Annotated in this window: 19 protein-coding genes; 13 read left to right on the forward strand and 6 right to left on the reverse strand. The window is 46.0% G+C overall.

Features of this window, described 5'->3' with window-relative positions:
- The first annotated feature begins 56 nt into the window (after positions 1 to 56).
- Positions 57 to 1,415 carry a PcsB-like coiled-coil domain-containing protein gene (locus TRNA_RS23220; RefSeq protein ID WP_003178705.1) on the forward strand — a complete coding sequence of 453 codons (1,359 nt, stop codon included), beginning with the start codon at positions 57 to 59 and terminating at the stop codon, positions 1,413 to 1,415.
- A gap of 51 nt (positions 1,416 to 1,466) precedes the next feature.
- Here the strand turns inward: TRNA_RS23220 and TRNA_RS23225 are convergent, their stop codons facing one another.
- The gene (locus TRNA_RS23225) at positions 1,467 to 2,279 is read right to left on the reverse strand and encodes an ABC transporter permease subunit (RefSeq protein WP_003178706.1); all 813 of its coding nucleotides are present in this window, start codon (positions 2,277 to 2,279) and stop codon (positions 1,467 to 1,469) included.
- Positions 2,276 to 3,163, reverse strand: coding sequence for an ABC transporter ATP-binding protein (locus TRNA_RS23230; RefSeq protein WP_003178712.1), 888 nt, complete (start codon positions 3,161 to 3,163; stop codon positions 2,276 to 2,278). The genes TRNA_RS23225 and TRNA_RS23230 overlap by 4 nt, the downstream gene beginning before the upstream one ends.
- A 149-nt stretch (positions 3,164 to 3,312) precedes the next feature.
- Here TRNA_RS23230 and TRNA_RS23235 point away from each other — a divergent pair, with 149 nt between their 5' ends.
- Positions 3,313 to 3,900, forward strand: coding sequence for a TetR/AcrR family transcriptional regulator (locus tag TRNA_RS23235; protein ID WP_003178714.1), 588 nt, complete (start codon positions 3,313 to 3,315; stop codon positions 3,898 to 3,900).
- 102 nt (positions 3,901 to 4,002) lie between these two features.
- Positions 4,003 to 5,898, forward strand: coding sequence for a DUF2207 domain-containing protein (locus tag TRNA_RS23240; protein WP_009330254.1), 1,896 nt, complete (start codon positions 4,003 to 4,005; stop codon positions 5,896 to 5,898).
- A gap of 31 nt (positions 5,899 to 5,929) precedes the next feature.
- On the opposite strand, the gene TRNA_RS23245 is transcribed toward TRNA_RS23240, so the two are convergent.
- Positions 5,930 to 6,412 (reverse strand): DUF4188 domain-containing protein, encoded by a 483-nt coding sequence (locus TRNA_RS23245; protein WP_003178718.1) that lies wholly within the window; start codon positions 6,410 to 6,412, stop codon positions 5,930 to 5,932.
- Positions 6,405 to 6,968, reverse strand: coding sequence for a PadR family transcriptional regulator (locus tag TRNA_RS23250; RefSeq protein ID WP_003178719.1), 564 nt, complete (start codon positions 6,966 to 6,968; stop codon positions 6,405 to 6,407). Before TRNA_RS23250 ends, TRNA_RS23245 begins: the two co-directional genes overlap by 8 nt.
- A gap of 316 nt (positions 6,969 to 7,284) precedes the next feature.
- Here TRNA_RS23250 and TRNA_RS23255 point away from each other — a divergent pair, with 316 nt between their 5' ends.
- The 9 genes from TRNA_RS23255 (at position 7,285) to TRNA_RS23295 (ending at position 15,204) form a co-directional block, all read left to right on the forward strand.
- Positions 7,285 to 7,887 carry a TerD family protein gene (locus TRNA_RS23255; protein ID WP_003178721.1) on the forward strand — a complete coding sequence of 201 codons (603 nt, stop codon included), beginning with the start codon at positions 7,285 to 7,287 and terminating at the stop codon, positions 7,885 to 7,887.
- A 28-nt stretch (positions 7,888 to 7,915) separates the two neighbouring features.
- The gene (locus TRNA_RS23260; RefSeq protein WP_003178723.1) at positions 7,916 to 8,497 is read left to right on the forward strand and encodes a TerD family protein; all 582 of its coding nucleotides are present in this window, start codon (positions 7,916 to 7,918) and stop codon (positions 8,495 to 8,497) included.
- Positions 8,498 to 8,572: 75 nt separating this feature from the next.
- Complete coding sequence (locus TRNA_RS23265) at positions 8,573 to 9,151, forward strand: TerD family protein (protein WP_003178725.1); 579 nt, start codon at positions 8,573 to 8,575, stop codon at positions 9,149 to 9,151.
- A gap of 65 nt (positions 9,152 to 9,216) precedes the next feature.
- Complete coding sequence (locus tag TRNA_RS23270) at positions 9,217 to 9,990, forward strand: TerC family protein (RefSeq protein ID WP_011197525.1); 774 nt, start codon at positions 9,217 to 9,219, stop codon at positions 9,988 to 9,990.
- A 93-nt stretch (positions 9,991 to 10,083) separates the two neighbouring features.
- Positions 10,084 to 11,265 carry an HpcH/HpaI aldolase/citrate lyase family protein gene (locus TRNA_RS23275; protein WP_003178727.1) on the forward strand — a complete coding sequence of 394 codons (1,182 nt, stop codon included), beginning with the start codon at positions 10,084 to 10,086 and terminating at the stop codon, positions 11,263 to 11,265.
- Positions 11,266 to 11,409: 144 nt separating this feature from the next.
- Positions 11,410 to 11,631, forward strand: a complete 222-nt coding sequence (locus TRNA_RS23280) for a helix-turn-helix domain-containing protein (protein WP_003178729.1) — start codon at positions 11,410 to 11,412, stop codon at positions 11,629 to 11,631.
- A 5-nt stretch (positions 11,632 to 11,636) separates the two neighbouring features.
- Positions 11,637 to 13,241, forward strand: a complete 1,605-nt coding sequence (locus TRNA_RS23285) for a YceG family protein (RefSeq protein ID WP_009330251.1) — start codon at positions 11,637 to 11,639, stop codon at positions 13,239 to 13,241.
- 16 nt (positions 13,242 to 13,257) lie between these two features.
- A complete protein-coding gene (locus tag TRNA_RS23290) occupies positions 13,258 to 14,352 on the forward strand; it encodes a toxic anion resistance protein (protein ID WP_003178733.1) in 1,095 nt (364 codons plus the stop codon).
- A gap of 150 nt (positions 14,353 to 14,502) precedes the next feature.
- Complete coding sequence (locus TRNA_RS23295; protein ID WP_003178735.1) at positions 14,503 to 15,204, forward strand: cytochrome c biogenesis CcdA family protein; 702 nt, start codon at positions 14,503 to 14,505, stop codon at positions 15,202 to 15,204.
- 19 nt (positions 15,205 to 15,223) lie between these two features.
- Here the strand turns inward: TRNA_RS23295 and TRNA_RS23300 are convergent, their stop codons facing one another.
- Entirely contained in the window at positions 15,224 to 15,910 is a 687-nt protein-coding gene (locus TRNA_RS23300; RefSeq protein ID WP_003178737.1) for a CPBP family intramembrane glutamic endopeptidase, read from the reverse strand.
- An 83-nt stretch (positions 15,911 to 15,993) separates the two neighbouring features.
- On the opposite strand from TRNA_RS23300, the gene TRNA_RS23305 reads away from it, so the two are divergent.
- The gene (locus TRNA_RS23305; protein WP_003178738.1) at positions 15,994 to 16,734 is read left to right on the forward strand and encodes a MerR family transcriptional regulator; all 741 of its coding nucleotides are present in this window, start codon (positions 15,994 to 15,996) and stop codon (positions 16,732 to 16,734) included.
- 99 nt (positions 16,735 to 16,833) lie between these two features.
- On the opposite strand, the gene TRNA_RS23310 is transcribed toward TRNA_RS23305, so the two are convergent.
- The gene (locus tag TRNA_RS23310) at positions 16,834 to 18,039 is read right to left on the reverse strand and encodes a nitrate/nitrite transporter (RefSeq protein WP_009330250.1); all 1,206 of its coding nucleotides are present in this window, start codon (positions 18,037 to 18,039) and stop codon (positions 16,834 to 16,836) included.
- Positions 18,040 to 18,270 lie beyond the last annotated feature (231 nt).

The raw sequence follows: 18,270 nt of genomic DNA on the forward strand, positions 1-18,270 counted from the left end.
CAATCGAATTTACATAATGAAAAAACAAGAATACATAAAGGAAAGAGGAGTAGAAAGTGAAGAAAAAGGTTTATACTTTTGGTTTAGCGTCGATTCTCGGAACAGCTAGTCTATTTACCCCCTTTATGAACAACACGGCATCGGCAGAAACATCTCAGCAAAAACAAGAAATTCAGCAAAAGCGTTCTGAAGTGAATTCAGGCATCGAGAGCAAGCGGAAAGAAATCGCCAAGCTGCAAGACGAGCAGAAAAAGCTTGAAGGTAAAATCCAAGAGCTTGATAAAAAAGCACTTGAAACAAGCAACAAAATCGAAGACAAAGAAAAAGAAAACAAAAAAACGAAAAAAGAAGTGGAAGCTCTGAAAAAAGAAATCAAAGAAACCGAAAAACGGATTGAAGAGCGTTCAAAAGTGATTAAAAATCGCGTGCGCAGCCTGCAGGAAAACGGCGGATCCCAAAACTATTTGAATGTCCTTCTGGGCGCACAAAGCTTCGGAGATTTTATCACTCGTGCAACTGCTGTTTCAACAATTGTTGATGCGGACAAAGACCTGCTTGACGAGCAGGAGAAAGATAAAAACAAGCTTGAAAAAGCAATGTCTGATTTAAATACAAAACTGGACGAAATCCAAAAAACACTAGCCGATTTAAAAACGCTTAAATCGGATCTTGATAAACAGCTGAAAGAACAGGCAAACCTTTCTAAGCAGCTGCAAACGAAGCAAGCGGCAGCAGAATCAGAACTGAGCGATCTGAAAAAAGAAGCGGGCTCTCTGACAAAAGAAGAAGCCGCTCTTGAACAAAAGCTTAAAGAAGAAAGAGCTGCGGCGGCTGCAGCAGCAAAAGCGAAAGAAGAATCTGCGACGGCTGAAAAGTCTGATTCAGGATCTTCATCAAGCTCAAATTCAGGTTCAGTCAGCAAATCTGACGGATCGTCCAACAGCGGTTCTTCAAGCAGCAAGAAAAGCAGCAGCCCGTCAAGAAACTACTCTTCCGGTTCTGTTGTAAGCAGCAATGGAAACGCGATTGAAGCTGCCATCAGCACAGGTTCAAGCATTGTCGGCAGATCTCCGTACAAATGGGGAGGCGGACGTTCACAAGCTGATATCGACAACCGCCGCTTCGACTGCTCATCATTCGTACGCTGGGCTTATGCATCAGCAGGCGTAGAGCTTGGATTCGGTGCGACAACAAGCACGCTTGTCGGCAAGGGACGAGCTGTCAGCGCGTCTGAAATGAAGCGCGGAGACTTGGTCTTCTTTGACACATACAAAACGAACGGCCACGTGGGCATTTATCTTGGCAATGGCACATTCCTGAACGATAACAGCTCACGCGGGGTATCCGTCGATTCTATGAGCAACCCGTACTGGAAGAAAGCTTTCAACGGAGTTGTAAGACGGGTCGTTGAATAAAATATTATACTGAGACAAACGCCGTTCCCGATCGGGAGCGGCGTTTTTATTTTACAGCGGCAAGTCGCGCTTTTTAAAAATGAGAATGCTGAGTGCGAAGGCGGCAAAACCGACTGCGGCGAGAACAAGAGACACTTGAGCGATGTCGGTGCTTCCGTTCACAATATCGCCCGGTCTGAATAAAGAGAAAACCGACAGGCTCCTCAGCCATTCTGTTTTTTCGCTTAATTTGCCTAGCAAGTCGAAGCTGAAGAATAAGAACGTGATGCCTCCGGAAAGTCCGAGGGCTCTTTTTTCATCATTTGAAATGGCCGAAAAGAGGAACGAAATGCCGCCGACTGCAAAGAAGAGCAGAAAGCCAAGCAGGTTCAGAACGAGGAACCTTGACACATTAAAATCGTAATCACCGCCCAGCATCAAATGGTAGCCGGCCAGTCCGGCCGCTGTCGTCACGGCCATAATGATCAAAAGACCTGTCGTTAAGACGGCTGCTTGGGTGAAAGCCACTTTTCCGCGCGTTGTCGGCGCAGACAGAATATAGGCCATTGACCCTTGATCCACCCGCTTTGCCAAAAGCTTTGTCGACAGCATGACAGAGAAGATCGATAAGATCACGATAAAGATTAATCCGTAATATTCTCCAGATATAAAATCTTCAAGATTCCCAAGTCCGTTTTCAAACCCAAAAGCATTGAGAAAGCCTTCCGGCATCGATTTGATCATTTTCTCAATATCCTCCGCATTGCCCGCGATGCTTGGATAAATGCCCAGTATCAAAAGGATATAAAATGCGGAGCCTACCCCGTAGCTCATGATTCCTTTCATGTTTGTTCTCAGCATTTGTTTATACAGGGAGAGGTTCATTGCGCTGTCCCCTTTCTGTTATAGTAGTTCATAAAAATTTCTTCCAAGCTTTGTGATGAAGCATCAATGTGCCGAATGTGATATTTGGCGGTTTCTTTAATAAATTGATCATGGTTCCCTAAAACGGCCACTTTGACGCGGTTGTCCGTCCGGGACTCAATTTGCAGACTTGAATTCATGAAGGCGGGAATGTCGCCCGTGTTTTCAAATGTGACTTCAAATACTTTTCGCTGCATCGACTGCAGTTCATGAATATCCTTGACGGCAATGATGATGCCGTCTTTTATAATGGCTGCTCTGTCACAGGTTCTTTCGATTTCCGGAAAGCTGTGGGAAGACATTAAAAACGTCGTTCCTTTCGCTTTTTCTTCGAGGACGATTTCAATAAATACTTTTTGCATCAGCGGATCGAGGCCTGATGTCGGTTCATCAAGAATAATCACTTCGGGGCTGTGCATAAAGGCGGCGACAATCCCGACCTTTTGCTTCATTCCTTTTGACATTTTTCTGATCGGAGTATGAACATCGAACTGGAGCCGTTCAATAAGATCATTGCGCTTGGCTGTATCTTTTAAGCCGTGCATGTCTGCCATGAAATCGAGAAATTGTTTTCCCGTCATTCCTTCGATAAATGCAATCTCTCCGGGGAGATAGCCGATATGCCGCTGAATATCGCCCTGCTGCTTCAAAACATCCATTCCGTTTACTTTAATGTCGCCTTGATCAGGCTTCATAAACCCCATGATATGTCGGATGGTCGTCGATTTTCCGGCTCCGTTCGGCCCTAAAAACCCAAAAACTTCACCTTTTTGAACATGAAAAGAAAGATCAAAGATACCTTTGCCATTGGAAAACTTCTTCGTGAGCCGTTCAACTGTAAGCATGTGGAACCTCCGTAATGAAAATAATGAAATTTTAATAATTATAAATTACATAATTTATTTTAAGTTCTTATGAACTTTTTTGTCAATGAAAATTAATGAAATATATTTATGTTATAATTTCATTAAGAAAGATAAGTAAGGATGGTTATATGAACGGATTTGAAAAAAGGGCTTTGCTGATTAAGGAGAAGATCAAAAAGACGGCTTTGGATATGCTCAAAACATGGGAGCCAAAGCGCATCCGGATAACCGATATCGCAAAAGAGGCAAACGTTTCGCAGGTGACGATTTATAATTACTTTGGAAGCAAAGAAGCGCTCCTGAAAGAGGTTTTTAAAGATTATATCGATCAGTCCATCAGCGAGTTTGAAGAATATATGAACAAAGATATTTCTGTTAAAGAAAAAATTGAATTGATGATTTTGCAAAAAAGGGCAGCCAATAATCAAAAATTCGCTTTAACGGTCATCAAAGAGGTGATGATCGAAGACAGTGAAATTATGGATTATGTGAAGCAGCAATACGATGAAAAAATCATTCCCCTTATGCTCCAAATGATTGAAGAAGGTCATCGGACAGGCGAAATCTCTTCCAAAATCACCGCGGAAAGCTTTCTCATCTTTATGAATATGATCATTGAACATTCAAAAACATTGGGTAAAGCCTTTGAAAAAAACAGGAAGTTTACAGAGGAAATGCTGCACATTTTCTTCTATGGCTTGTGCGGCAGACCGTAGTGATAAATTTGACATCTCTGTCATTTCTGTGAACGCTTGAAACAATTTCCTTGCTTTTCCGTATATAAGGCAGATACAAAAAACGAAAGGATTTACTAAACGATGAAGCACTCCTTTTTCTTTTTTATGTTCATTGCCTTTTTTCTCGTCACTGGTTTTTCTGAAGCAGGCAAATCCTTTTCGATCGAGCGGGCTGATATACGCGCAACAGTAAAAGAAAACGGCGATTTAAGTGTAGAGGAAGTTTACAGATACGATTTTAAAGGTTCTTTTGAAGGGGCGACAAGATCGTTCAGCGAAGAAACCGCGAGCCGCCTGAAGAATTTTAAAGCCTATCTCCTTCCCGACCACCGGAGAAAAGGCGGTCAAGCCATCCCGTTAAAGACAAAGAAGGAAGACGGGACTTATTTTGCTTATTCGGCATCAAAGGATGAAACGAAAAATGTGATGTTTCGCTATGTGATCGAAGATGCCGCACAAAAGTTTGAAGATACGTCGATTTTGATCCATTCATTTTACCAAAAGGCAAATACCGATTTCGGCCGCGTAAAGATTGAAGTGCGCCTGCCTGATTCGGTAAAGGCACGGGATATTCATGCGTTTTTGCGTGAAAAAGGAAACGGAAAGATTACGAAGGTGAACGATTCATCGGTCACCTATGAGACAGGACTCTATCGCGCAGGCACGGGCTCCGAGCTGAGGATATATTTTCCGCAAAGCGCCTTGAAGGAGGCGGTCCGGCACCCTTCTTACCAGACAAAGGATGAGCTGCTGAAGGAGGAGAGAGACGAGGCGAAACGCTACGCTGAGCGGGATGAACGAATTGCCGGCGCTGAAAGGATGATTTTGATTTTTTCGGGGATTGTGGGGTTCATGGTCATCATGGCTGTCATGCTTTCGTTTTTGAAGAAGAGACGCCGCGCCATGCTTTCGTTTGAAGAACTCGAGTCCTTTGATCCCGTGCTTGTCGCATTTCTTTACAAAAAAGGCCGTTTCACAGACCGCGATCTCCTGGCCGGCCTGCTTTCGCTTTATCAGCGGGGATTGGTCACTATGCAGAAGGTGCAGGCTGAAGAGAGGTTTCTCGACGATCCTAAGGCGCCTGATGACACATATGAATTTGAATTCTCCGGAAGCAAGGCAGATTTGCCAAAGCCTGATCAGCTCTTAATCGAAAAACTTTTTGAGCAGACGGGCAGCGATACCTATATGTTCAGGCTGGATTCCCTCAGCGGGCCGACTGAGGAGGAATGCAAGCACAAGGAGCAGCTGGGAAAATATGAACGAAAGAGGATCATTCTTCAAAACGTGGTTCAAAAATGGACGGAAAGCGTCAGACAAGCGCCTGAATTCAGGGAACTGTTTCAAGAAAACCGCTGGCTGAGAATGCTGTCGCTTTCACTGCTTTCAGTCCATACCGGGCTCCTGCTCTTTATTCTGTATGCAGATGTGGTACATCAGGCCGGATTCATGGCGGCTTGCGTCATATTTGGTTTTGCACTGTCGGCAGGCATTGTTCTTGCGAAGTCAAAGCTGTATACGATTCTGTTTTTGGCCGGATTGTTTTTGGCGTCTGTTTTTACCGACAGCGTTCATACCATTTTGTATTACGGCATATGCGTCGGGCTGTCTATTTTATTAATTGCCTTCATTCCGGCCGTGAAAGAAAGCAGGTATGCCTCCATCTGCCGAAGATCGATTCTTTCCTGGAGGAACCATCTGAGAAAAGAAGATTTGTTCTCAGGGAGAAGCCTGTCACAAAACGAAAAAACGATGATCTTTGCAATTGTGCTTGAAGTGGAGGATGAATCTGCCGTGTGGCTCAATCAATCAGCAAACAGGCTTGATTACGCTTCCCCTGTACTGGGTATGGCTGCAGCCGGCTGTTTGCATTATCCGTTTTACAGCTGGCAGCTGCCGGATTCGCAGCAGCACGCCGGTGCATATGATGCAGGCGGTTCCGGAGCGGGCGGAGGCGACGGGGCAGGAGCTTTTTAAGTTGAAAGGGGCTGTCGCAACGACAGCCCCTTCAGATTATTTCAGTTCCCCGCATTCGCTGTTCAGCAGTTTTGGTTCCGCGGGTGACAGGTTGATGTCCGTACGCTTTTGCCAAGCCGAACACCGGCATGTTATGGTAAAAAGCCTCATAGCGCCCTTTTGGAACCGAATACGTTTCATGATAGATGCCGACAGCGCCTGATGCGGCTGTTTTCTGATAAAAACGGCGCCAAGCCGCCATATGTTTATCACCCTTTGCATATGCTGTCAAATCTTCGAAAGAACGCCAATATTGAATAAGACAAATCGTCCTGAAATTGATGAATGATTCCATTGCTAAAAAGCCGAGGTTTTTGTTTTGATAAAGCTCCTTTATCATAGGGGGCATGGCGGTAAAAACCGGCCACCATTTATGAACAGCATGCCACTTGTTTACTCTCATCCCGATCACAAATACAACGACTTCATCTTCAGGGGCGGCCGTAAAAGGCTTGTTGATGATCGTTTTACCCATTGGTCCCTTCCTTTCCATTCAGCCGATTGATTGTGGCCTCACACCATTCAATTCCGGCCGAGGTGGTGCGTTTTCCATAATCCAACGTGAAAAGCCAGTACTCTCTGTCCTTTGAATGGGAGCTGCACGAAAGAATTGACTGCTCGATTGCTTTATATGCTTCAAGCCGTTCTTCAAGCTTTTGTTGGTACTCCTTCACTTTCAAAGCGGTTTTCTCCCGCGATTCTTCCTTGCTGAAAAACAGCTTCAGCAAAAACTCGTTTTTTTCTGAAGCGATGTCATTGATCGGTTCTTCAAGCCAGCTCTGCAGCGCTTTTTGACCTTCAGCGGTAATCATGTACTCTTTTCTGTCCTGCTTTTTGTCCGAGAGCGCCGGAGAAGCCGCGGCCCAGCCTGCTTCCGTTAATTGACGCAGTGCGGGATAAATTTGCCCGTAGCTGATTTTCCAAAAATGATTCAAACTTTGGTCGATCATTCGTTTCATTTCGTAACCCGTTCGGTAGCCGGCCGTAATCAATCCAAGCAGCGCGTAAGTCGTGTGATTTCTTTTTGTCATACAAACCGCCTTTCTATATCTATTTGATATATATCTTTTAGATACATCATATCAAAGGCGCTGACTTCGTGCAATCGCTACTATTGTTGTCGATAATTTGACCGGGATGAAAATGTGATAAAAAAATATCGAAAAACCGCGAAACTTTTCTCTGAATCTTTCCGTATATATAGTTAAGCAGGTTAAATAATGATTCATTGGTCTTGTATTTGTAAAGATATGAATCACGCTGGCGTGATAATTGGATCTTTCAAACTCTTATTCTCATCCAGCACTGTGATCTTTAAGGTTATGATTCAACGGAGGAGTGAACAGTTTGGCTATTTCTTTAGAGAAAGGTCAGCGGATTGATTTAACAAAAGGAAAAGCGGGGCTTTCGAAGATTTTAGTCGGTCTCGGCTGGGATCCGGTAGCGTCCGGAAGCGGCGGTTTTTTTGGAAAGCTGTTTGGGGGAGGAACCCCGAATATTGATTGTGACGCATCCGTGCTGATGCTGGAAAACGGAAGAGTCACAGAGAACAAGAACGTCATTTATTTCGGAAACTTGAGGAGCAGATGCGGCAGCATCGAACATACCGGAGATAATCTGACAGGCGAAGGCAGCGGAGATGATGAACAAATCATTGTAGATTTGCAAAAAGTTCCTTCGCATATTCATAAGCTTGTCTTTGTCGTGAATATATACGATTGCGTGAAACGAAGCCAGCATTTCGGAATGATCGAAAATGCCTTTATACGCATCGTCAACATGAATGATCGCAGTGAGATGGTCAAGTACAATCTGCGGGACGATTATTCTGGGCGGACAAGCCTGATTGCGGGCGAAATTTACCGTGACGGCGCCGAGTGGAAATTCACCGCTGTCGGAGAAGGCACAAACGATACGAGCATTACGGAAATCGTTAAACGCTACGCCTGACATTCATATAAGAAATGGGGAGATCAACATGGCAATTTCATTAGCAAAAGGACAAAAAATCGATTTAACAAAAACAAATCCCGGATTGTCGAAAGTTGTCGTCGGCCTTGGCTGGGATGTCAATCAATATGACGGCGGTGCTGATTTTGACCTGGATGCTAGCGTGTTCCTGCTCAACGCAGAAGGCAAGTGCTCTTCTGAAAAGGACTTTATTTTCTATAATCAGACCGAGGGCGCAGGCGGAGCTGTCATACATACAGGCGACAATCGGACAGGGGAAGGCGAAGGAGACGATGAGCAGGTAAAAATCAATTTGAATGCAGTGCCGGCCGATATTCAAAAGATTTCTTTTGTGATTACGATTCATGAAGCGGAGGCTCGCCGCCAAAATTTCGGACAGGTGTCAAATGCTTACGTTCGCGTGATCAATGAAGACTCGAACGAAGAGTTAATCCGCTATGATCTGGGTGAAGATTTCTCGATTGAAACAGCGCTGATCACGGGAGAGCTGTACCGCCACGGAGGGGAATGGAAGTTCTCAGCGATCGGCTCAGGCTATCAAGGCGGGCTGGCGAGGATCGCCACCGATTTCGGCCTGCAGGTCGGCTGATTTTGAAGATCCGGACAGCAGGCGCCGGATGGCGTCCGTTGGTCCGGCTGACATTTTCTTAAGGAGGTAGTATCGATGGCGATTCAATTATCTAAAGGACAAAGGATCGATTTAACGAAAACGAACCCCGGTTTGACGAAAGCGCTGATCGGTTTAGGCTGGGATACAAACAAATATACCGGCGGCGCCGATTTTGACTTGGACGCGTCGGCTTTTCTTGTCGATCAGAACGATCGATGCATCAATGATCACGACTTCGTTTTTTACAACAACCTCGAGCATCCAAGCGGCGCCGTGATTCATACGGGCGACAACCGGACAGGAGAAGGTGAAGGCGATGACGAGCAAATCATCGTCGATTTCTCAAAAATCCCCGCTCATGTTGAAAAGATCGGCATCACGGTGACGATTCACGAGGCGGAAAGCCGCAGCCAGAACTTTGGACAAGTCTCAAATGCGTTTGTCCGGCTCGTAGATGAATCAACAAATGAAGAGCTGCTTCGCTTTGACTTGGGAGAGGATTTTTCAATTGAGACAGCGGTTGTTGTTTGCGAATTGTACCGTCACGGAGGAGATTGGAAATTCAATGCCATCGGCAGCGGGTTTTCCGGCGGATTGGCATCGCTTTGCCGCAACTACGGCCTGCAAGTCTAGTTTTGCCGGCTGAGTCACCTTTGCGTGATTCAGTCTTGCTTTTTCATCATTAGGAGGTAACGAAAGTGGATTTATTTCATCATATTATGTCAATTTACGCCTCATTTTTCGATTGGGAAATGTGGGTGGAAGTATTAACGGACCCTGTTTCCTGGGGGCTGATCGGCTCGCTGGTCGTGCTGGAGGGGCTTTTATCTGCGGATAACGCCCTCGTTCTCGCCGTCATGGTGAAGCACCTTCCGGAAAAACAACGCAAAAAAGCGTTGACATACGGTTTAATCGGGGCCTACTTCTTTAGATTTCTATTCATTGGACTCGGTATGATCCTGATTAAATTCTGGTGGATCAAACTGCTCGGAGCCGCATATCTGGCATGGCTCGTCATCAAGCACTTCTTCATCGGTGAGGGCGATGATGAAGCAAACGCCATCAAAAAAGACAGCTGGATGGTACGCGTTTTCGGGGTCTTCTGGGCGACTGTCATTTCGGTAGAGCTCATGGACCTTGCATTTTCGGTCGACAGCATCCTGGCGGCATTTGCCGTATCTGAAAAGGTATGGGTGCTTCTGATCGGCGGCATGCTCGGCATCTTGATGATGAGAACCGTTGCGAAATTCTTCTTGACGCTGATTGACAAAGTGCCTGAACTTGAAACAACGGCCTTTGTTTTAATCGGAATCATCGCACTGAAAATGGCTGCGAGTGTATGGCATATTGAAATGCCGCACAGCGTCTTCTTTATCATTCTGATTATTGCTTTTGCCGCAACATTTATCATTCACTATATGAACAAGCAAAAAGCTGTAAAAGAGCAAACGGCGGCTTCAAAGGAAGAATAACAAACTGCAAAACATAAAGGGGGGAGTAGATCTGCTCCGCCCTTTTTTTACATCAAAGGGGTGTATGATTCCTATTCAAAGAAGGTGACCCATGTGCAATACTTTGATTTTTTATCCGCCTCTCAAAAAGAAGATGTCTTTTTCAAACTGCCGGGTACGGTTACAAAGGACTCTCCGAAGCGCATTCTCGAGTATGCGCTTGGAGCTGCGCTCTATGTTCCGGGGAACCGAAAAGATATAGCAGATGTCATCATCAATAACAAGTATCCAGAACTGTGCTCGGTCGTTTTTTGCCTTGAAGATTCGATCGGCGATTGTGAGGTTCTACAGGCTGAAAACAATCTTGTCAGTCAGGCCGATATGATTTATCAGGCGCAAAAACTGCAGAACATCAACAGCGATGTGCTGCCGCTGATGTTTATCCGAGTGCGGGAACCTGAGCAGATGCTCGAATTGGGCAACAAGCTCGGCCGCGCGCTTCACTTGTTTGCCGGATTCGTATTTCCGAAGTTTTCGATGTTGAATGCAGAGCACTACCTTGATACTTTAACGAAGCTGTCGCAAGAATCCGGCATTGTGCTATACGGAATGCCGATCTTTGAGACACCTGATCTGCTGGCGATGGAAACGAGGGCAAAGGCGCTGCAGGAATTAAAATCAACGCTTGGCTTTTATCAGGATATCATTCTGAATATCAGAATCGGGGCGACTGATTTGTGCGGTCTCTACGGCTTAAGAAGAAAACCGGAAACGCCGATTTACGACATTTTGGTCATCTCTGATTTCATCAAAGATATCGTCAATTATTTCGGCTTGCAATTCGTGATTTCGGGGCCTGTCTGGGAGTACTTTGGAGATGCTTCGCGAACGGTTCCGCCTTTTGCGCCGAATTGGGCTGAGGCGGGGGAATCTTCGCTTGTGATCAATCGGTATATGGACGGATTGATCAATGAAACGCTTCTTGACCTGGCCAACGGCATTCACGGAAAAAGCGTGATTCATCCGTCACAAATAAAAGCGGTCCAAAGCCTGCATGTTATATCAATGGAGGATTATCTGGATGCCTTAAGCATCGTCGAAAGTGCCGACGGCACCCGCGGCGTTGTAAAAAGTTCTTTCTCAAATAAAATGATCGAAATCAAGCCGTACCTTAGCTGGGCCAAAAAAATATTATTAAAGGCTGAAATCTACGGGGTATATCATGAAAACCGCAGCTATACGGATATACTTAGAGCGTCCAAACCGTTTTCAAACCTTGGATCGTTCGGGAGTTAGTCTGGGACGGGTGATTGGAAATGGGCAAAACGTTTAAAAGATCAGTGCTTCTACTGTAAAAGAGCCGCACTACCACCATGATCTCAAAGGCAGACATTGTGAATTTCTCAGGAGAAAACAAATGAAATTTTAGGATGAACAGCCATGATGAAAATAGTCGATCTCACGAGCAGCGAGATTCTCAGTTCCCAGCAGGCATGTGAAGAGTGGGGGATTGATTCGTCTACGCTCCGAAAGAGAGCGCATGATTTTCCTGCGGGAACAATCAGAAAGTTCGGGACAACCTATGCCGTGACAAGAGCGGGCATGTGTGCCGTATTTGGACGTAAGAGCGACACTGACTCAGAAGAAAGGGGAGACGGCTGAGCGCTATGAATCAAGAGATTAATATTCAAAACGCCCTGGTCAATGATGATGAATGGAAGCAGATCATCAAGAAGCCGCTCCCGGAGAGAACCCCGTATGAAAAAAACAGTCATTTGACGATAAGCCGTCTGGCGGGACGGATTCTTGGAACTCCGCACGATGAAACGGATTACTACATATATCTCCATGAGCTGTATGCGTCCGGTGATGTGCATGTGTTAAGCGAGACGCTTGATAAGACCATTTCTCCGGAAAGGTTTCAGGCCATACAGCGGATCCATATGGTGAACCAGAAAGAAAAAGGACTTTCCGTCAATCGGTTTGCCGCTTTTCTTGACGGGGAGCAGCTGATTCCTAAGCACCCTGATCCCGCTATGCACCGGCATTTAAGGAAGGCGCTTATCGAAGTGCTGCAGCTGTTTCAGTCCTTTCATGAAAAAGGATTGAACGATCCGGATTTTCGCCGGGTCCTCCTTGACCTTGTCAAATGGATGGGCAACCATTTGGAGAAGTGGCTGAAAGGGGCCGACTGCGAAACGGCGATGCCGAAAGTGGTTTGGTACGGGGACACCACCAAAAGCCAACGGTATTTTTTATACTATTTGATGCTTGTCGGATGCGATGTGCTGCTGTTTCATCCGGAGGGAAAAGACGAATTTCGCCAGCTTGATCCCGAGCAAAAGCTTTCTTTTGTCTTCACATACCCGGACACGTCTGCATTAGAGCCGTTCCCGACTGAAAAGCCCCAGCGCAAAGCAACGGTGGCGTACCGTTCCGCGAAGGAGCTGGATACTGTCCTGCACAATGAGGATTCGCTAATGTACAAACCTTGGCAGTTCAGGGAGCATACTCCGGCCTCTGTGACTTTGAAGACAACATATGATGAACTGTTTTTAATTGCGAAGGAACGAGCCTTTATCAGACCTAATTTTCAGGCGTCTAAATCAACGGTTAACATTCCGAATTTATTCGCGATGGTCATGGGCGTCTCCAGCAATGAAAAAGAGTACTGGGACCGTCTGCAGACACTGACGGAGTATAAGGAGTCGCATACGATCCGGCGCTTCCCGTTTACAAAGGAAGAGACGTCGAATTATCAATTCCATTACAGCGATGCGCTTGATCAAACGGGGATGATCGATCCAGGCCGTTTAATGGAGAGCAATATATGGCGCTACAAGCATCTGCCTGAGGGAGTACAGCGAGGCATTGCCCAAGCGGTTTCCAGGATGTGCAAAAGCCCGAAGATGCTGGCTTTGAACAATGAAAAGACAGCCGATGTACAGCTGTATTTGTTTACCCAAGCGGTACAGCTTCCGGCAGCGCTATTGAATATGATTCAGACATTTGACTATTCACAGACCGTGCCGAAGCTGATCTTGTATCACACGGAACAGACGGGGACACTCACCCGGTCGGACGCGGCCGCCTTGCTTTTGTTAAATGAAATCGGCATTGACATTATCATCTATAATCCGCCGGGCCATAAGTGTATTGACCACTATATCGACAGGCAGCACTTTGATACCCATTGGCTTGATGAAATGTCCTTCAACCAGGAGTTTAAAGAGCCGTCAATCGTCCGGAAGTTCATCAATAAAATCTTTTAAGGAGGGGGCCATTCTGATGGCAAATCCAAATGAAACAAGCATCGTCAATATTAGCAAAGAGGAAGAGATCACGGTTGAAAAAGCGGAGGACATCCGTGCGAAACTCCGCCAGGAGCCGGATGTGCAAGCTCTGGCCCGACAAATTGACGTGAAAAACCAAGTGGAGCTTTTAGAATTCGGTAAGGAGCCCGCTCTTGAAATATCCAAGTTCTCTGACCGCATTCTTTCCATGATGAGAACGAACAGTGTGACAGATTCAGGCGCGATGTTGACGCAGCTCGGAAAAATCATGGACCGCTTTGACAAGAATGACTTTGAAGAACAAAAAGGCTTGCTCTCTAAATTATTTAAGCGCGGCAACAGCATGATCGAGAAAATATTTAAAAAATATCAAACGCTCGGCGGTGAAATCGAAAAAATCAATGTCGAAATTTCAAAATATAAAGATGAAATGACAAAATCGACCGTGACGCTTGATGAAATGTATGAAAGCAACCTTAAATACTATGTGGAGCTGGAAAAATACGTCGTAGCCGGCCAGATGAAAATAGAAGAATTGCAGCGGCTCATCCCCGAATATGAAGCGAAAGCGGCCAGCGGAAACCAGATGGCGCAGATGGAGCTTGATACGCTTCGAAACGGCATTCAAGCGCTGGAAGAACGGGTGTATGATCTCGATATGGCGCGGATGGTCGCAATTCAAACGGCGCCGCAAATCCGCCTGCTCCAGCGCGGCAACACAAAGCTGATCGGAAAAATCAACTCGGCATTCATCATTACGATTCCGATTTTCAAAAACGGCATCATCCAGGCCGTTACCGCCAAGCGCCAAAAACTTGTCGCCGATTCAATGAGCGAACTCGACCGCCGCACCAACGAAATGCTGAAGCGCAACGCGGAAAATATTTCAAGCCAGTCCGTCGAAATCGCCAGAATGTCCGGAAGACCGAGCATCGATATTGAAACGATCGAACAATCTTGGAATACGATTGTCAAAGGCATGCAGGAGACGAAGCAGATTGAAGATGAGAACAAACGCCTGCGCGAAGAAGGGGCAAAACGCATATTGGAACTTCAGGACAATATGAAAAAAGCCGCTTTAAACGGTTAAAAAGGATAAAGAAGAAGCCGCCCCCAGATCAGCTGGCGGCGGCTTCAAATATACAAAAAATCACCGCCATGATAGGCGGTTTTTTATGTTATGCTAGAGAAAGAGAATCGCATGGTAAAAAATATATAAACATGAAAGATGTGGAAGTATATGGCCGCTTTATGGCTGGCATTCGGCGGCGGTTTCCTGTCGTTTATTTCTCCTTGCTGCCTGCCTTTGTATCCATCATTTATTTCCTACATCACCGGGATTTCGGTCGGCGATTTGAAAAACCGGCATGCAAAGCATATCAAACAATCGGTGATGATTCACGCAGCGGCTTTTTTGGCCGGTTTTTCTGTGATTTTTTACATATTGGGTTTCTCTGCCAGCTCGGTTGGTCTGCTGTTTTTGCAATACCATAACTTAATCCGCATGCTGGGCGGGATATTTTTCGTCGTCATGGGACTGTTCTTACTCGGCGTTTTCCGGCCGGCTTTTATGATGAAGGAGCGGCGCTTTTCGATTAGAAAGGGAAAAATAGGCCTGCTGAATTCAATGCTGGTCGGAATGATTTTTGCGGCGGGCTGGACGCCGTGCATCGGGCCTATATTCGGAACGATCGCATACGCAAATTTTCAGAACCCTGATTTTGGGAGCGCATTCATGATGATCACCGCATATTCTTTAGGCTTTGCCATTCCTTTTTTGCTCATGGCGTTTTTTATCGGAAACATCAGGCCGCTTATGAAATATTCGAATATGCTCATGAAGATCGGAGGCGCGCTGATGATCGTCATCGGCATCCTGCTTTATACGGACAACATGATATGGATTAACATCTGGTATTCGAATTTGACGAATCTCTTTTGAAAAACTTCCGCATGCTGCATTATGTGAGTAAGATTGTGAAAAACAGCAAAATCGCGTTAAATAAACTATGGATGATCATCGCAGGTATAATCGATCGTGTTTTTTCGTATGTCCAGGCAAACACGAGCCCTGTTCCAAAGTTAACGGCCAGGGTGTTGTATGTGGGGATATGAGCGATCATAAAGAGGGCGCTGCTTGCAACAAGTGCCCATACAACCCCGAATTCAGCGCGGAACCAGCGGTAAAGAAAACCGCGGTAAAACAATTCTTCGTAGATGGGAGAAACGATGCAGGCAGAAGCGAAAGACATTGCAATGCTCAACCATGAAGGATCGGCAGTGATCGTTTTTGTTTTTGTATTTTCGTAGCCTGCGCCGAACCAAATCAGGATTTCCATAACGGCAAACGTCATCACGATTAAAAAAACCGTCCATCCCGCTATTTGAATCAAGTATGCAGGGGCGAACCGGGAGATTCCGATTTCCCGCCAAGACAGACGGTCCGGCTTTAAGGCGATATAGTACAAGCTTAGAATAAAAACGGCCGCCATTGCGATACTCATCAACATGGCTGAAAGCATGCCTTCGCCTAAAAGCAGATCCAAAGCATTCTTTAATAAATATTCAATGAAAATCGGCACGGCTGCAAATGCGATCAAAAACAAGCAGACCAGCTGCTTTTTGTTCCAAGGATTTTTCCATTCCATCACAAAACCCTCCTGTTTTTAAGATAAAATCATTTTAAATGGTGACGTAACGTAATCTTCAAGCAATATTTTAGGAGGGAGATATGGTGAAAGAGGAACTGACAACCGGGCGGGTGGCGAAGATGATGGGGATATCCGTAAGGACGCTCCGCTACTACGATCAAATCGGTTTATTAAAACCGGGCTCTACACTGCCGAATGGGCGAAGGCAATATTCGAAGGAAGATTTGTTAGAGCTCGAAAAAATTATGATCTTGAAATCTGCTCAATTTTCATTGGAGCATATCAAGACGTTAATGAATCAATTGGATACAATTAGTATCATCGAAATGCATAAAAGGCGCCTTAATTCGGAGATCGAACAGCTGACGAAGAGCCTGGAGCATACAAATACTTTGCTGAACATGTATCAAATCGAAGGAAGCTTGAGCTGGGAAGACCTTCTCAAGCTCGTCAGACAGCCCCGGCATAAACCATGGAAGGAATCATTCTCTGAAGAGGAGGCTGAGATTTTAGCAGAAAGGCTTCCGAAGGCGGAGAGTGACGATTTCATCACAAAGCAATGGCTCTCTATCATCAAGCGGATTAAGCTGTGTTTAAAACAAGAGGTGCCGCCTGAATCTGAATGGGGAAAGCAAATTGCGGAGGATATCATATGCCTGTCTGATCATTCGTTTAAGGGACATGAGGATTTAGCCGATCGATTCTGGGAGGTTCGCAAGTCTGAGGAGCCAAACGGGCTTTATCCGCTTGACAGCGGGATTATGGAATTTGCGGAGAGAGCGATTGAATCTGCATTTCATGATTCAGGAGGATCAGGGTGATGATGAGCATCCAATTGTCATGATCGGGCCGGATAACCAAAAGATCAAACAGGATATGCCGCATAGAAAACCGCCCGAAAAGAATCGAGCGGCTACCCCTTAAATTCGGATTGATTTCTCCTCGGCTTTCCACTGTTTTTTCCATCCGGCCTGAGCAAACAAAAGCAGACCGAGCGCTAAAAATGCAATAACGGTAAAGGTTAGGAACCCGCTTGAATACGTACCTGTAATTTGCTTCAGCGTTCCGAGGATATTCGGAAGGAAGAATCCGCCGATTCCCCCCGCAGCGCCGACGATCCCCGTCACCATCCCGATCTCTTGTTGAAATCGCTGCGGTACAAACTGGAATATCGCGCCGTTCCCCATTCCGAGGCAGCCCATGCCGATAAATAATGCGGCTGTGACAACGCCTAGAGACGGGAGCATACTGACCGAGAACATGCACAGAGCCACTCCGATAAAGAGGAATTGAAGCAAACGCACGCCGCCGATTTTATCGGCAATCAATCCGCCGACAGGGCGGAGGCAGCTTCCGGATGCAACGACAAGCGTGACAAATTCGCCGGCTCTTACCGCCGGAACGGCATACTGGGATGCAAAAAAGTAGCTTAAAAAGTTGGACAGGCCGACAAAACCCCCGAATGTCACGCTGTAGAGAAGGCAAAAATACCAAGTGTCCCTTTCTTTGAAAACGGCAAAATAGTCTTTGAGCGGTTTAGGAGCCGGCTGATTCGGAGGTTCTTTAGCCATAAGGAAATAGCTGAATAACACGAGGGTTAAAGGAATCAGCGCCAGTCCCATGACGCCGTTCCAGCCCACTTGCTCCGCAAGGCGAGGGCCGAATAGCGTAGCAAGCAGTGTTCCGCTGTTTCCCGCCCCGGCGATCCCCATGGCAAGACCTTGCAAGTGCGGCGGATACCAGCGGCTCGCCATAGGAAGGGAAGCGGAAAAGCTTGCGCCTGCCACACCGAGTAAAATTCCGATGATATACAGCTCGGCGACCGATGAACCGAACTGCCATCCCCATAACAACGGAATCATCGTCACCAGCATTCCGCCAACAGCCGTCTTTTTCGGTCCGAAACGGTCGGTTAAAATGCCGAGCGCAATCCGGAAAAACGATCCGGCCAAAGTAGGTATGGCGACAATCAATCCGACCTGTGAAGGCGATAAATCAAAATCAGCCGTAACATAAACACCAAGCGCCCCCAGCAACACCCAAATCATAAAGCTGACATCGAAATATAAAAAAGATGACAACAAGGAAGGCGCGTGTCCGCTCTTCCTCAAATCCGCCAATTTCAATTGCAACACTCCCCATCCGATAGATTCTAGAATTTATCATGACAAAATCGAATAGGGTTGGCAGTATTTTTGTAAGCTTTACTAACAAACTAAAAGATTGAATATTTAAAATGTTAGTTTGGACAGCACTATAGCAGGCGATAATTGAATCATGCTGAAGAATAGTGGTGTTATGAGCGCTGAAAATGGGAAACCTTATATTGATATAGGCCCGATGCACTTGCAGATAAA

The organism is Bacillus licheniformis DSM 13 = ATCC 14580 (assembly GCF_000011645.1).
GTDB lineage: Bacteria > Bacillota > Bacilli > Bacillales > Bacillaceae > Bacillus > Bacillus licheniformis.

Coding starts and splice junctions, on each gene's coding strand:
- TRNA_RS23225 (WP_003178706.1), bottom strand. CDS start 2,279: ATGAACCTCTCCCTGTATAAACAAATGCTGAGAACAAACATGAAAGGA.
- TRNA_RS23230 (WP_003178712.1), bottom strand. CDS start 3,163: ATGCTTACAGTTGAACGGCTCACGAAGAAGTTTTCCAATGGCAAAGGT.
- TRNA_RS23235 (WP_003178714.1), top strand. CDS start 3,313: ATGAACGGATTTGAAAAAAGGGCTTTGCTGATTAAGGAGAAGATCAAA.
- TRNA_RS23240 (WP_009330254.1), top strand. CDS start 4,003: ATGAAGCACTCCTTTTTCTTTTTTATGTTCATTGCCTTTTTTCTCGTC.
- TRNA_RS23245 (WP_003178718.1), bottom strand. CDS start 6,412: ATGGGTAAAACGATCATCAACAAGCCTTTTACGGCCGCCCCTGAAGAT.
- TRNA_RS23250 (WP_003178719.1), bottom strand. CDS start 6,968: ATGACAAAAAGAAATCACACGACTTACGCGCTGCTTGGATTGATTACG.
- TRNA_RS23260 (WP_003178723.1), top strand. CDS start 7,916: ATGGCAATTTCATTAGCAAAAGGACAAAAAATCGATTTAACAAAAACA.
- TRNA_RS23265 (WP_003178725.1), top strand. CDS start 8,573: ATGGCGATTCAATTATCTAAAGGACAAAGGATCGATTTAACGAAAACG.
- TRNA_RS23280 (WP_003178729.1), top strand. CDS start 11,410: ATGATGAAAATAGTCGATCTCACGAGCAGCGAGATTCTCAGTTCCCAG.
- TRNA_RS23285 (WP_009330251.1), top strand. CDS start 11,637: ATGAATCAAGAGATTAATATTCAAAACGCCCTGGTCAATGATGATGAA.
- TRNA_RS23290 (WP_003178733.1), top strand. CDS start 13,258: ATGGCAAATCCAAATGAAACAAGCATCGTCAATATTAGCAAAGAGGAA.
- TRNA_RS23295 (WP_003178735.1), top strand. CDS start 14,503: ATGGCCGCTTTATGGCTGGCATTCGGCGGCGGTTTCCTGTCGTTTATT.
- TRNA_RS23300 (WP_003178737.1), bottom strand. CDS start 15,910: ATGGAATGGAAAAATCCTTGGAACAAAAAGCAGCTGGTCTGCTTGTTT.
- TRNA_RS23305 (WP_003178738.1), top strand. CDS start 15,994: ATGGTGAAAGAGGAACTGACAACCGGGCGGGTGGCGAAGATGATGGGG.